Origin of the sequence: Streptomyces sp. NPDC047043 (assembly GCF_040644055.1) — a bacterium.
Taxonomy (GTDB): Bacteria; Actinomycetota; Actinomycetes; order Streptomycetales; family Streptomycetaceae; genus Streptomyces.
In genome coordinates this window covers 74,417-87,960 of record NZ_JBEYVO010000001.1, presented here as the reverse complement: position 1 = coordinate 87,960, position 13,544 = coordinate 74,417, and the positions used below count along the sequence as shown (strand labels likewise).

Annotated in this window: 11 protein-coding genes; 5 read left to right on the top strand and 6 right to left on the bottom strand. The window is 72.4% G+C overall.

Annotation, left to right across the window (positions count from 1 at the left end):
- Nucleotides 1–150 precede the first annotated feature (150 nt).
- Genes ABZ880_RS00370 through ABZ880_RS00360 form a run of 3 tightly spaced genes read left to right on the top strand, consistent with a single transcriptional unit; the run spans nt 151 to nt 3,742 of the window.
- Nucleotides 151–438, top strand: a complete 288-nt coding sequence (locus tag ABZ880_RS00370; RefSeq protein WP_361254422.1) for an SHOCT domain-containing protein — start codon at nt 151–153, stop codon at nt 436–438.
- A complete protein-coding gene (locus ABZ880_RS00365) occupies nt 435–1,184 on the top strand; it encodes an ABC transporter ATP-binding protein (RefSeq protein ID WP_361254419.1) in 750 nt (249 codons plus the stop codon). Before ABZ880_RS00370 ends, ABZ880_RS00365 begins: the two co-directional genes overlap by 4 nt.
- Complete coding sequence (locus ABZ880_RS00360; protein WP_361254416.1) at nt 1,181–3,742, top strand: FtsX-like permease family protein; 2,562 nt, start codon at nt 1,181–1,183, stop codon at nt 3,740–3,742. The genes ABZ880_RS00365 and ABZ880_RS00360 overlap by 4 nt, the downstream gene beginning before the upstream one ends.
- A gap of 41 nt (nt 3,743–3,783) precedes the next feature.
- On the opposite strand, the gene ABZ880_RS00355 is transcribed toward ABZ880_RS00360, so the two are convergent.
- Nucleotides 3,784–4,308: an ATP-binding protein gene (locus tag ABZ880_RS00355; protein ID WP_361254413.1), complete on the bottom strand. Its 525-nt coding sequence runs from the start codon at nt 4,306–4,308 to the stop codon at nt 3,784–3,786.
- Nucleotides 4,309–4,514: 206 nt separating this feature from the next.
- A complete protein-coding gene (locus tag ABZ880_RS00350) occupies nt 4,515–4,838 on the bottom strand; it encodes a hypothetical protein (RefSeq protein ID WP_266963703.1) in 324 nt (107 codons plus the stop codon).
- Nucleotides 4,839–5,167: 329 nt separating this feature from the next.
- Between ABZ880_RS00350 and ABZ880_RS00345 the strand changes: the two genes are divergently transcribed.
- Nucleotides 5,168–6,292, top strand: coding sequence for a PLP-dependent cysteine synthase family protein (locus ABZ880_RS00345; RefSeq protein ID WP_361254409.1), 1,125 nt, complete (start codon nt 5,168–5,170; stop codon nt 6,290–6,292).
- A 3-nt stretch (nt 6,293–6,295) separates the two neighbouring features.
- Here ABZ880_RS00345 and ABZ880_RS00340 read toward each other — a convergent pair whose 3' ends face one another.
- Nucleotides 6,296–6,772, bottom strand: a complete 477-nt coding sequence (locus ABZ880_RS00340; protein WP_361254406.1) for an SRPBCC family protein — start codon at nt 6,770–6,772, stop codon at nt 6,296–6,298.
- Between the two features lie 96 nt (nt 6,773–6,868).
- A complete protein-coding gene (locus ABZ880_RS00335) occupies nt 6,869–7,687 on the bottom strand; it encodes a DeoR/GlpR family DNA-binding transcription regulator (RefSeq protein WP_361254403.1) in 819 nt (272 codons plus the stop codon).
- Between the two features lie 287 nt (nt 7,688–7,974).
- Here ABZ880_RS00335 and ABZ880_RS00330 point away from each other — a divergent pair, with 287 nt between their 5' ends.
- Nucleotides 7,975–10,317, top strand: a complete 2,343-nt coding sequence (locus ABZ880_RS00330) for a hypothetical protein (RefSeq protein ID WP_361254401.1) — start codon at nt 7,975–7,977, stop codon at nt 10,315–10,317.
- Here the strand turns inward: ABZ880_RS00330 and ABZ880_RS00325 are convergent.
- Nucleotides 10,287–12,725: a right-handed parallel beta-helix repeat-containing protein gene (locus ABZ880_RS00325; RefSeq protein ID WP_361254398.1), complete on the bottom strand. Its 2,439-nt coding sequence runs from the start codon at nt 12,723–12,725 to the stop codon at nt 10,287–10,289. The genes ABZ880_RS00330 and ABZ880_RS00325 overlap by 31 nt on opposite strands.
- A gap of 111 nt (nt 12,726–12,836) precedes the next feature.
- Nucleotides 12,837–13,442, bottom strand: coding sequence for a hypothetical protein (locus ABZ880_RS00320; RefSeq protein WP_361254395.1), 606 nt, complete (start codon nt 13,440–13,442; stop codon nt 12,837–12,839).
- Nucleotides 13,443–13,544 lie beyond the last annotated feature (102 nt).

Genomic DNA, 13,544 nt, shown 5'->3' with positions numbered 1-13,544 from the left:
CGGCACCGGGCCCCGTGCGGAGCAGCGGGAACAAGCCGGCGTACTCCCCGGGAGGTACACGCACTGCCGCTGGCCGTACGACGACCCGGACCCCTCACCGGCGCGAGTCTCGAGGCATCAACCACAACACCACCCGGGAGATGACTCGAGATGCAGACCCTTGCGAACTGGGACGGCGGCCCCGGCCCGTGGATCCTCTTCTTCCCGCTGATCTGGGCGGCCGTCGTGATCGGCGTCGTCACCATGCTGCGCCGCACCGTCTGGCGCGGCCGGCGCGGACCCTGGCGCGCGATGGACGACCCCCGCCCGTCCGGCGACTCGCCGCTCGCGGTGCTCGGCCGCCGCTTCGCCGCCGGCGAGATCGACGAGGACGAGTACTGGCGCCGGCTGTCCGTCCTGGACGAGCAGTTCGGCCGCACGAAGGGTGGTGCGGCGTGACCACCACGACCGCCAGGCGCACGGCCGCCCGGGTCGTCGACGCCGTGAAGGTGTACGGCCGCGGCGACACCGAGGTGAGGGCCCTGGACGGGGTGAGCGTCGACTTCCCGGTCGGCCGCTTCACCGCGATCATGGGGCCCTCGGGCTCCGGCAAGTCCACCCTGATGCACTGCGCGGCCGGCCTCGACACACTCAGCTCAGGCACCGCCTACATCGGCGACACCGACCTGAGCGGCCTCGACGACCGCCGCCTGACCCTGCTGCGCCGCGACCGCGTCGGCTTCGTCTTCCAGGCGTTCAACCTGGTCCCGACGCTGACCGTCGCCGAGAACATCACGCTGCCGCTGGACCTCGCGGGCGGCAAGGGCGACCCGGAGTGGACCGACGCCCTGATCGATGTCGTGGGCCTGCGCGACCGCCTCCACCACCGGCCCTCCGAACTCTCCGGCGGCCAGCAGCAACGTGTCGCCGTGGCAAGGGCGTTCGCCGGACAGCCGGACGTGGTCTTCGCCGACGAGCCCACCGGCAACCTCGACTCCCGCTCCGGCGAGGAGGTCCTCGGCCTGCTCGGCCGCGCCGCGCGCCAGACCTCCCGCACCGTCGTCATGGTCACCCACGACCCGGTGGCCGCCGCCCACGCCGACGAGGTCGTCTTCCTCGCCGACGGCCGCCTGGTCGACCGGATGGAATCCCCGACCCCCGAGAAGGTCCTGGATCGCATGAAGGCCTTCGAGGTGTCGTCATGAGCGCCGCCGTACGCCTGAGCGTGTCCTCCCTGCGCGCCCACAAGCGGCGCTTCGCCGGTACCTTTCTCGCCGTGTTCCTCGGCGTCGCCTTCCTCGCCGGCACCCTCGTCATGGGCGACACGCTGCGCGCCAGCTTCGACACCATGTTCGGCAACGCGACCAGCGGCACGGACGCCGTCGTCCGCAGCGCCGACGCCATCACCACGCCCGGCGAGAGCCAGGGCGTCCGCCAGCCCGTCGACACGGCCCTGGTCCGCACCCTCGAGAAGGTGCCGGGCGTCGCGGCCGCCGCCCCCGACATCGAGGGCGCCGGCCAACTGGTCGGCAAGAACGGCAAGCCCATCGACGGCCAGGGCCCGCCCACCCTCGCCGGCAACTGGATCACCGACACCGAGCTCAACCCGTACCAACTCGCCGAAGGCCGCGCCCCGCAGAGGCCCGGCGAGGTCGTCGTCAACCGCGGCGCCGCCGAGAAGGGCGACCTCAAGATCGGCGACACCACCACCCTGCGCACCCCGGACCCGGTCGAGGTGACGATCGTCGGCCTGGCGACCTTCGGCGGCGAGGACGGCATGGCGCAGGTGACCTTCACCGGCATGACCCGCGCCGACGCCGAGAAGTACCTCACCGCCCGCCCCGGCGAGGCGGCGAGCATCAAGGTACGAGCAGGCCCCGGCGTCAGCGAGAAGGAACTCGTGGACCGGCTGACTCCCGCCCTCCCCAAGGGGGTCGAGGCCATCACGGGTCAGGAGTCGGCCCAGGAGAACACGGACATGATCTCCAGCCAGTTCCTGACCATCTTCACCACCTTCCTCCTCGTCTTCTCCGGCATCGCCCTGCTCGTCGCCACCTTCTCCATCCACAACACCTTCGCGATCGTCGTGGCCCAACGCACCCGCGAGAACGCCCTGTTGCGTGCCCTCGGTGCCTCCCGCCGCCAGGTCACCGCGACCACTCTCGTCGAGGCCACCGTCGTCGCCGTCACCGCCTCGGTCGCCGGCCTCGCAGGCGGCATCGGCATCGCAGCCGGCCTCCAGGCACTCTTCCCGGCGATCGGATTCCCCTTCCCCGACGGCAACTTGGTCATCAGCGCCCTGTCCATGACCCTCCCGCTGGCGGTCGGCATCGTGGTCTGCCTGGGCTCCGCCCTTGTGCCTGCCGCCCGCGCCGGCCGCACGGCCCCGCTGGCGGCCCTGCGCGAGACCGCCGTCGACACCTCCGGCGCCTCCCGCACCCGCGCCGTCACCGGCATGGGTCTGGCCGCCCTCGCCGCGGCCGCGACGCTCAGCGGCGTCCTGGTTTCACCGTCCCTGTGGATGGCGGGACTTGGCGCCGTGCTCGCCCTGGCCGCATTCGTCGTCCTCGGCCCGGTCGCCTCGACGACGGCGGTACGAATCCTCGGCGGCCCCCTCGACAGGCTCCGCGGCGTCACCGGCGGCCTCGCCCGCCGCAACGCCCTGCGCAGCCCCAAACGCACGGCCGCCACCGCCAGCGCCCTGATGATCGGCGTCGCCGTGGTCTCCCTCTTCACCGTCTTCGGTGCCTCGCTCAAGGCGACCATGGACCAGACCGTCTCCCGCTCCTTCGCGGGCGACGTCGCCGTGAGCACCCCGTCCTTCGGCGCGGGCGGCAGCGGCCTGAGCCCCCGCCTCGCGGGCGCGATCCAGCAGCTGCCCGAGGTCGACACGGCCGTGGGACTGGGCCGTGGAGTCGCCCAAGTCGATGGGAAGGGACGGGCATTGACCGTCACCGATCCTCTCGCCCTGGAGCGCACCTTCGACCTCGGCAAGGTCGACGGCTCCCTGCGCGCCCTAGGCACCGACGGCATCGCCATCACCCGCACCGAGGCCGACAAACAACACCTGACCACCGGCGACAAGGCTCAACTCACCTTCACCGACGGCAAGAGGCAGACCTTCACGGTCCGCGCGGTCTACGGCCGGTCCGAACTCGCCGGCGACTACGTCATCACCCGCGCTGCCTGGGCCCCGCACCGCACCCAGGACTCCGACACCCTCGTCGCCGTCTCCTTCAAGGACGGCGTGAGCACGGCCGCAGGCAGGACAGCAGTCGAGAAGGCCGCCGCCCGGTACGGCAACCCCGAAGTGCAGACCCGCGACGAGTACGCACAGTCCTCGGCGGGCGGCATCGACATGATGCTCACGCTCGTGTACGCGCTGCTGGCCCTCGCGGTCCTGATCGCACTCCTCGGCATCGCCAACACCCTCACCCTGGCCATCCACGAACGCACCCGCGAACTGGGCCTGCTGAGGGCCGTCGGCCAGACCCGCCCCCAGCTGCGCGCCATGGTCCGCTGGGAGTCGATCCTGGTAGCAGCCTTCGGCACGGTCGGCGGCCTCGGCCTCGGCGCCTTCCTCGGCTGGGTGCTGGTGAAGGCCTCGGACGGCGCGAGCGACAGCGCCTTCGCCTTCGCGATCCCACCCATACAACTGCTCATCGTGGCCCTGGTCGGCGTGACCGCCGGAGCCCTGGCGGGTCTGCGCCCGGCCCGACGCGCGGCGCGCCTGGACGTACTGCGCGCCATCGCCACCGAGTGATCTCCGGCCGACCAACACGGCTACAGCAGATCACCGCCCGGTCAACCGGCAACGGTCGACCGGGCGGGAGCATGTCCGGCCCTGTGGCCGTCGACCTCGACCTCCACGAACCGATGGGCAGGCTTCTCCGCCGTGCGCCTCGGCAGCCGGGCCGGCGCCGCGACCGGGGCGGGCGCGGTGGGCAGCGTGAACCACACGACCTTGCCCGACTCGCCGTCGGGTCGCACGCCCCAGCTCTCGCTGACGGCGGCCACCATGGCGAGCCCGCGCCCGCTGGTGGCGGACGGTTCCACGTCCCGCACCTCGGGCAGGCGGGGGTCGTGGTCGTGCACGGAGACCGTGAGCCGGTCCAGCAGCAGCTCTATCTCCACGGTGCACACCTTGTCGGGCTGGGCGTGGCGGTGGACGTTGGTCAACAGCTCCGTCACACCGAGCGCGGCCCGGTCGATGAGAGGGTCCAGATGCCAGTAGCGCAATTGCGCAGAGACGATTCTGCGGACCTGGCCGATCCGCGACGGCAGGGCTTGGAGCTCCACCGTGCAGTGCCTGCTTGGGTGACTGATCACGGCTGCGACTCCCCGACTGAGAGGTCCGGAAGAACACGGAAGACGGATCCAGCAGAGTGCCTGAGGGAGCGGCCACCTGCTGTCGTGCCCGGCGGGCTGGTTCGCAGCGTTATCGCCGGTAAACCCAGAGTGACGTGAGACCAGCGTGACCCAGGGTGCGCGGGACCGCAACTCGCGGCCCGCCGCCGCCCTGTGGTTGCTGCCTGTCAGCCGCCGCGCCCCGCGGCCTTCCGTACGGCCTCGATGAACCGGCGGGCCGCGGGCGGCCCGGGCTCGCCCGGTGCGGGATCGTGATCGCCCAGGGTCAGCAGGTACCGCTTGCCGTTGAGGTCCGCCAGCGCCCGGTCCTCCGCGGCGAACCAGGGCTTGGACGCGCGCACCGCCTGCACCGGCGCACTGTCGATCTCGGTGCCGTAACTGGTGAGCAACGCAAGCCTGCCGTCGCTGATCCGGACCTGCCCGGCCCGGGTGAGCGAACGCAGCCGTTTTCCGATCCGCACGCCCGTCGCCGTGAACTCCGGCTCCGCCATGCCGCCCGCCCCCTCGTACGCGTCCGGTGCGCCGGCCCGTACTCCTGCGTGGGTCCTGGTCCGGCGCGTGTCGTGATCCAGTGTGCGTCCCCGTTCGGTGCAGTCTGCCCGCACCCGGCGTCGAGCACCAGTACGCACGGGTCCCGCGCACCGAGCGCCCGGAGCACTCGCCGAATGCGCCCCCACACCCCGGCGCACCCCTGCCCCAGGCTGTTCTTTGGGCTGCTCAAAGTGGTGTTTATGCAGGTGAGAAGCGTGCGGAAGGTGTTTATGATCGGTGCGTCGGCAGCACGACACGCCGTCGGCGAAAAGCCCTAAGGAGCACCGCCGTGAGCACCACCCAGCCCGCCCGGACCGGCGAAACCCTCGACGTCGACCACAGCGACGCCGCCTACCGTGCCTGGCTGAAAGAGGCCGTCCGCAAGGTCCAGGCCGACGCCAACCGCTCGGCCGACACGCATCTGCTGCGCTTCCCGCTGCCCGAGAAGTGGGGCATCGACCTGTACCTGAAGGACGAGTCGACCCACCCGACCGGCAGCCTCAAGCACCGGCTCGCCCGCTCCCTCTTCCTCTACGGCCTGTGCAACGGCTGGATCCGGCCGGGCCGCCCGGTGATCGAGGCCTCCAGTGGCTCGACGGCCGTCTCCGAGGCGTACTTCGCGAAGCTGATCGGCGTGCCCTTCATCGCCGTCATGCCACGCACGACGAGCGCCGAGAAGGTCCGCCTGATCGAGTTCCACGGCGCGCAGTGCCACTTCGTGGACGACTCCCGCAAGATGTACGAGGAGTCGGCCCGCCTCGCGGTGGAGACCGGCGGCCACTACATGGACCAGTTCACCTACGCGGAACGGGCCACGGACTGGCGCGGCAACAACAACATCGCCGAATCCATCTTCCGCCAGCTGGAGTTGGAGCGGTTCCCGGAGCCCGCCTGGATCGTGGCCACGGCCGGCACCGGCGGCACCTCCGCGACCCTCGCGCGCTACGTCCACTACACCCAGCGCGACACCCGCATCTGCGTCGCCGACCCGGACAACTCCTGTTTCTTCGAGGGCTGGACCACCGGCGATCCGGACGTCGCCTGCGACCGAGGCTCCCGTATCGAGGGGATCGGCCGCCCCCGGATGGAGCCGAGCTTCGTGCCCGGGGCGATCGACCGGATGATGAAGGTGCCCGACGCGGCCAGCGTCGCCGCCGTACGGGCCCTGGAGCAGGCCATCGGCCGCAAGGCGGGCGGCTCGACCGGCACCGGCCTGTGGAGCGCGCTGAAGATCGTCGCCGAGATGGTGGCCGAGGGACGGCAGGGGAGCGTGGTGACGCTGCTGTGCGATCCGGGCGACCGCTACCTCGACAAGTACTACTCGGACACGTGGCTGGCCGAGCAGGGCCTGGACATCGAGCCCTACGCGGCGGCGATCGACACTTTGCTGGAGACGGGCATCTGGCCCTGCTGAGCCCTAGCCCTGGCGCGCGAGCCGCCGGTCCAGCGAGACCACCGCGTCCCGGAAGGCCCGCCCGAGGCCCGCCCGCGCCGCCTTCACCACCAGCCGGAACGGTGCCGTCCCGTCCGCGGCGAAGGTCCACTGCACGCGCGTGCCGGTCCCGGCCGGAATGAGCCGCCACTCCTCGGCGAGGGCGCGGGCGCCCGGCGCGTTGGTGGCGTCGACCCGGTAGGCGTACACCTCGGCCTCCTTCGCCGCGATGACCGTCTCCCGGAAGCGCCCGCCGCCCTTCAGCCGGATGTCACGCCCCGCACCGTCGTCGGTCGACCGCGCATGTGTCACGGCCGCGAACCACTCCGCCCATCCCGGCACGTCGTCGTTGAGGGCGTGAAAGACCGCCTCGGGCGTCGCGTCGATCTCCTGGGCGAAGACCAGACGTACCGGGGCGGTCTCGATGAACTCGAGCCCGACGGGGCGCAGACGGTGGGCCATGGACGCGAACCTCCTTGGCGGAGAAGGTTGGTTGACCGGGGCGACGTCACGATAGCTGGCGGCCCGTCAGATGTCAGCACCGCCTCCTGCAGAGGGTCAGGCCTCCGGCCCGCCCGCCACCATCAGCTGCCGCAGGTGCTCGGAGATCTCCTCGCGCGCCTCGCCCGGCAGCCCGGCGTCCGTCACCAGCGTGTCCACCTGCTCCAGCGCCGCGAACGAACTCAGCCCCACCACGCCCCACTTGGTGTGGTCGGCGACCACCACGACGCGCCGCGCCGACTGCACCAGGCGCCGGTTGGTCTCGGCCTCCGCGAGGTTCGGCGTCGACAGGCCCGCCTCGACCGATATGCCGTGCACTCCGAGGAACAGCATGTCGAAGTGGAGCGCCGCGATCGCCTGGTCGGCCACCGGCCCCACCAGCGAGTCGGACGGGGTGCGCACCCCGCCGGTCAGCACCACGGTGGCCGCGCCCTGCCGGGGGCCCGTGGTGCGCTGCGCCGCGTGGAAGACATCGGCCACCCGCACCGAGTTCGTCACGACCGTCAGATCGGCCACGTCGATCAGTTGGTGGGCCAGCGCGTACGTCGTCGTACCACCCGAGAGCGCGATCGCGGTGCCCGGCGCGACCAGCTGGGCCGCCGAACGCGCGATGTCCTCCTTGGCCGTCAGCTCCAGGCCCGACTTGGCCTCGAAGCCCGGCTCGTGCGTGCTCGCCTCGACCACCGGCACCGCACCGCCGTGCACCTTCTCCAGCACGCCCTGCCGGGCCAGCGCGTCCAGGTCGCGGCGCACGGTCATGTCCGACACGCCGAGCTTGCGCGTCAGCTCATTGACACGCACCCCGCCCCGGCGCCGCACCTCGTCCAGGATCAGGGCGCGCCGCTGCTCCGCGAGGAGGTTCTGATTCTCACTCACGTACGCTCCGGTCCTTTCGCCTACAGCCGTCCGACACGCCCTGCACACCTGCTCCGACAAGGACATTTTCCCCGACCCGGTGCGCGGACCTCCCATACTCTACGGGTCGGCGTCCGCGGCGCCAGCGACCACCCGACGCGCACATGTCACCAACGCCTCATCTTTTCCCCCCATGTCACCCGGATCGGGGAGATTCCGTGGCTTGAGGTGTGCGCCCCCGGCCCAGCGGAGATCCTGGTGCCCGCACGGACACAAGCCGACGGCGCGTCACGGGGGAAGGGCGAACAGTGGAGCGTGCGCAGGAACGGGCCTCGGCCGACGGCCCCGCCCAGGGGCCCGAGGAATCAGCGACCGCCCTGGAACTCCTGGTCCACGGGGTGGGCGGCACCACACCGCAGGAGATGCTCGACGATCCGCGCACGGTGCGGATCACCGGCGACGGCACCGCGGCCGTCTTCAGGCGCGCCGAGGACGTCGACGCCGAGAGCAGACCCGGGGACTACCGCGACAGACCGGTCCCGGAGGCCTACGTCTGGTGCAACCTCACCTCGGGCAACAGCGCCCGCGCCCTGTGGCTCCTGCTGCTGCCGTTCATGGTCGTCAACCTCGCCCACTGGATGCGCCCCACCGCCCGCGGTCGCAGCCGGACGGTCCGCTTCTACGGGCTGTTGGTGCGGCTGGCGGGCCTGACCCTGACGGTGCTGCTGGTCGCGGCCGCCTGCGAGGTCGCCCTGGACCTGGCGGCCTGGCAGTGCGCGGGCACACGTGCGTGCGCGGAGCGTCACTCCTGGCTGGGCTTCCTGTCACCGGACGTGTCGCAGGACGGCTGGTGGAGCAGGCCCGGACGGCGCCTGGCCGTCGCCGCCCTGGTGCCCGCCGCGCTCACCGGTCTGCTCTGGTACCTGTCCCACCGCACCTGGAGCGCGTACGAGTCCCAGCAGCCGATCTCCCGCAGCCCCGAACCCGACGAGGTCACCAGCCGCACCGCCCTGGGCCGCCCCGGCTTCTGGTACGGCCGCCGCCTGGTCGCCCGGCTGCGCGCCGCGCACACCGCGGCGGGTCTGCTGACCGTCGCCACCGCGCTGGCCTCTGCCGCGGCCCGCTTCGACCGCGAGCCCGGCGGCCCGGCCCTGCTCGCCACCGCGGGCCTGCTGCTCAATGCGGCGCTCGTGATCACCGCAGCCGTCGTGGTCTGGGTGGTCTGCCGCCGCGGACGCAGCGAGAACCGCCTCGACCAGGAGCTCGACGAGCATCTGGTACGTCGTCTGCCGCTGGCCGCCCTGGCCCTGCTGCTGTGCGCCACGGTGTATGCCGGATGGGAGCGCCCCGGCTGGCACTCCACCGGCCGCCTGCTCGGCGGTGGCACCACCTTCGGCGGCCTCGCCCTGGCCCAGGGCGCCCTCGTGATCGCCCTCGCCGTCGTCGCCCACCTGCTCCACCGCACCCATCCCGACCCGCGCGCCGCGATGCACGGCCTGGCCGGACCCGCGGTCGCGATGCTGGCCTGCGCCCTGGGCGGGGTGATGTCCGGCGGCGTCTCCCAGCGGGTGTCGGACTGGCTGGACGGCACCGGCACCTCCATCGACGGCCCGCCGGTCCTGCTGACCTGGCAGGCGTCCGTGATCCCCGTACTGCTCCTGGTGCTGCTCGTGCTCTGCGGCTGGCTCGGCCGGCGCGCCTGGCAGCTGCGCCGCGCCGAACTGGGCGAGGTGGAGCTCGACTACCCCGGCGAACCCAAGGACACCGCGCGCACCCGCCGCGTCGCCACCACGCGTGCCCTGGCCGCGCTCACCGACCGCGGCCCGCTCATCGTCGCCGTCACCTCCACCACGACCCTGATCCTCGGCGCCGGAGCCCTGCTCGGCGCGTGGGCCACCGACAAGGCGCCCGGCCAGGCCGCACAGCACGCCTACGCCGTTGTGCAGGGCGCCGCGGAGACCGCCCAGGCCCTGGGCTCCTGGCTGATCGGATTCGGCTTCATACTCTTCGTCACCTGGGGACGGCGGGCCTACAAGGACGCCTCCGCCCGGCGCACCATCGGCATCCTGTGGGACGTCGGCACCTTCTGGCCGCGCGCCGCCCACCCCTTCGCCCCGCCCTGCTACGCCGAGCGCGCGGTGCCGGACCTGACCTGGCGGATGGCGACCTGGACCCGCGCCACGGGCGGCCGACTGGTGCTCTCCGGACACTCCCAGGGCAGCGTGCTCGCCGCGGCGGCGGCCTGGCAGCTCAAGCCCGCCGTCCGCAAGCGAGTCGCCCTGCTGACCTATGGCTCCCCGCTCGAGCGCCTCTACGGCCGCTGGTTCCCGGCCCACTTCGGACCGGCCGCGCTGACCTCGCTGCACCACGACGTCGACTGCTGGCGCAACCTCTACCGCCGCACCGACCCCATCGGCGGCCCGGTCCGGCTGCCCGGCGACTGCGGCCCCGAGGTGGACCGGGCCCCGCTGAAGGACCCGCTCGCCTACGGCCGCACCGCACAACACCCGCTGCCCGCACCGATCCTGGGCCACGGCGACTACCAGGCGGACCCGGCCTTCGCACGGGAGCGCAGACGGCTGCTGGCCCGGCTCAAGCCGGACCTGCCGGGACCGCGCCCTCAGGCGGAGTCGGGCAGGTCCTCGGCGTAGAGCAGGGTCAGGTCGTCCGTGCTCGGCTCCGGGAGCTGGGCGACCCGGCCGGCGTGCCGCTCCACCATCGCCTCGAAGGTCTGGCGGGCGGTGCGGCCGTTGCCGAACGCCGGGCCCTTCGGGATCGCCGTGAAGTACTTCAGCAGCGCCTCAGCGGTGCCCTCCGCCAGCCGGTACTCGTGCTCTTCGGCCTGTTGCTCGACGATCCGCAGGAGTTCGTCGGGGTTGTAGTCGCTGAAGGTGATGGTGCGTGAGAAACGGGACGCCACACCGGGGTTGATGGAAAGGAAGCGTTCCATCTCGGCCGTGTACCCGGCGACGATCACCACCACCGCGTCCCGGTGGTCCTCCATCAGCTTCACCAGCGTGTCGATGGCCTCCTTGCCGAAGTCGCGGCCCGAGTCCTCCGGCGACAGCGCGTACGCCTCGTCGATGAACAGCACACCCCCGCGCGCCCGGTCGAAGGCCTCCTGGGTGCGGATCGCCGTCGAGCCGATGTGCTCGCCGACCAGGTCCACCCGGGACACCTCCACCAGATGGCCCTTCTCCAGCACGCCGAGGGAGGCGAGGATCTCGCCGTACAGGCGCGCGACCGTCGTCTTGCCGGTGCCGGGGGAGCCGGTGAAGACCAGATGCCGCTTGACGGAGGCGGCCTTCAGGCCCGCCTGCTGCCGGCGCCGGCCCACCTCGATCATGTCGGTCAGCGCCCGCACCTCGCGCTTGACGCTCTCCAGGCCCACCAGCGCGTCGAGTTCACCCAGCATGGCCTTCGACGTCCGCGTCGGGTGCTGCGGCTGCGTCGCGGCGACCAGTGGCTCCTGCTCGGTGCTGCGCTGGCCGGGGATGGCGCCCAGCAGGCCGGGGGAATGGCCCGCCGTCTGCACGGCGGTCTCCCGGGCCGTCGGCGGCTTGAGGCCGGCGCTCTCGTCGCTGGTGCAGTCCTCGACGACGGGGCCGGTGCCGGAGGCCGCGTCGGCTCCGCCCTCGGCGAACTCGTACCCACCGCGCGCGCACCGCGCCGTACGGCACTTCGTCAGCGTCGTACGGCAGCCGTCGATCACATGGAAGCCGTAGCCGCCGCTGCCCGTCACCCGGCAGTTGAGGAAGCTGCCGCGGCCGCCCGCCGAGACGTAGAAGCCGGCCTCCGCGGGGGAGTCGACGGTGCAGCGCTCGATCGTGGGATCGGCGCCCTTGGTGACGATCACGCCGGTCTGGGTGGCGTCGATGGTGCAGTTGTTGAGGGTGCCGCCGCTGCCGTGATCGCGGAACCAGGCGCCCGTCGCGGCGTCCCGGATACGGCAGTCGTCGAGCTGCGCGGTGGCGCCGTCGCTCACGGACACGGCCGTGTTGCGCACCTGCGAGAGGTCACTGTCGACGACGTCCGCGCGCGAGCCGCGGTCGAGCACGAACAGGGCGTCCGGCACATCGTGCACCCGGCACGAGTCGAGCACCGCGGTGGCGCCGTCGCTGACCCACACGGCCGGGTAGTCGCCCGTGCTGTCGAAGATCTCGCACTGGTTGGCGTCCACGCGCGTGCCCGGATCCCACACCGACAGGCCGTTGCGCCCGAACTGACGCACCGTCGTCCGTGTCAGCGTGAGCACCGAGCGCGAACGCAGGTCGACCGCGTTCTCCGGGATGTCGTGGATACGGCAGTCGGCCAGGGTGAGCACCGCGTCGGTGTCGAGCGTGACACCGTCCGCCGTGGTGCGGTGCACATCGCAGTCGGTGAGGTGGGCGGTGGCCCGGGCGGTGACCTGGACGCCGCTGCCGCGGACCTCGTAGACCTCGCAACCCACCGCCTCCAGCGCGGAGTTCTCCCCGGTCGCCGTCAGACCGGAGCCCGAGGCGTGATGGATGCGGCAGCGCTCCAGCCGCGGGTGTGCCCCGCCGCGCACCGAGACCCCGGACTGGCCGGCGGCCACCACCTCGCACTCCTCGAACACCCCGCCCGCGCCGTCGACCACGGCCAGACCGATGCCGGCCGGATTGTCGACGGTGCACCGCCGCACGGTCGGACGCGCACCGCCGCGCACCTCGATGCCGGCCGCCGACCGCGTGACGATCCTCAGGTCCAGCAGCTCCGGCGTGCCCTCCTCGACGAGCAGCGCGGGCGCCGCCGCGTCCTGGCCCTCCACATGCAGGTCCTGCACCACCGCCGAGGCACGCACGGTCAGCGGCACCCCGTCCGCGGGCGCGATCCGCACCGAACCGGGCGAACCCTCCGGGCCACGCAGCGTCACCGACCGCTGGACGACGAGGTTTTCCCGGTAGGTGCCGGGCGCGACGGTGAGGACGTCCCCGTCCGCGGCGGCCTCCAGGGCGGCGGCGAGCGATGCGTACTCACCCGTGCGGCGCCGCCACCTCGATGTACCGGTGTGCGTCACCTGGACCGTGCCCTGTGCCATGGCGTTGCTGTGCCCCCACCTCGTAGTACGCGGGTTTGTGCTGCCGAAGAACCTCGGCCGGTCCACCGTAGCGTGCGCGCGGGTGGTGGGTTGACCAGAGCCGGAAGGCCGTCAGCTGCCGGTACCGGTCCTGCCCCAGTCCGGGCCCGCTCGGTCCCAGGCCTGGTCCCAACGGGCGTACCGGCGACGGACCATGCGCCAAAGGATCAGCCGCCGCCCGCCCTCGACGGCGCCCGCGGTGAGCATGGCCGCACCGAACCCGGCGAGCACCGCGTGCGTCGTCGCCGTCGCGGGGTCCAGCGGCTGGGCCACGATGTCGCCGTGCGCGTCCGTCCATATCTTGAAGTGGTCCCCGTGGTGGGGGGACTTGAGGCCGGCCAGCGCCGTGCCGTGGTGGCCGGTGCCGTCCGGTGCGGTCCAGTCGGCGACGACCCGGCTGCGCAGGTCCCGCGACGAGGACGTCTCGGGATCCGTGTCCAGCGGGGAGCGGTCCAGCTTGCGCACCACGGTGGCGGTCACCAGATGCCGGGTGGCGTGCTGGTCGCGGACCGACTGCTGCAGGGCGTCCTGCGCGAGGCCGCCGACGAGGGAGCCGATCACGGGCGCGACGACCAGGATCAGCAGCAGCGCCACCAGGGCCACCCAGGCCTCGACCAGATCGCTCGTGCGCCGCAGCGGGTTGTGCCGCCAGCGCCAGAGCCCTCCGATTGCTCGCAACGTCCCTCACCCCCTTCCCGCTCCGTGATAACCCCTGGCGGAGCCGTCCACCCGCGGGTCCGGTCGAAGAGAGAGCGAAATCACCTGCGACCGGGGCCTCTC

What these genes read in the sequence shown, in the direction of transcription:
- ABZ880_RS00370 (WP_361254422.1), top strand. Translation starts at nt 151, where the DNA reads ATGCAGACCCTTGCGAACTGGGACGGCGGCCCCGGCCCGTGGATCCTC.
- ABZ880_RS00360 (WP_361254416.1), top strand. Translation starts at nt 1,181, where the DNA reads ATGAGCGCCGCCGTACGCCTGAGCGTGTCCTCCCTGCGCGCCCACAAG.
- ABZ880_RS00350 (WP_266963703.1), bottom strand. Translation starts at nt 4,838, where the DNA reads ATGGCGGAGCCGGAGTTCACGGCGACGGGCGTGCGGATCGGAAAACGG.
- ABZ880_RS00340 (WP_361254406.1), bottom strand. Translation starts at nt 6,772, where the DNA reads ATGGCCCACCGTCTGCGCCCCGTCGGGCTCGAGTTCATCGAGACCGCC.
- ABZ880_RS00325 (WP_361254398.1), bottom strand. Translation starts at nt 12,725, where the DNA reads ATGGCACAGGGCACGGTCCAGGTGACGCACACCGGTACATCGAGGTGG.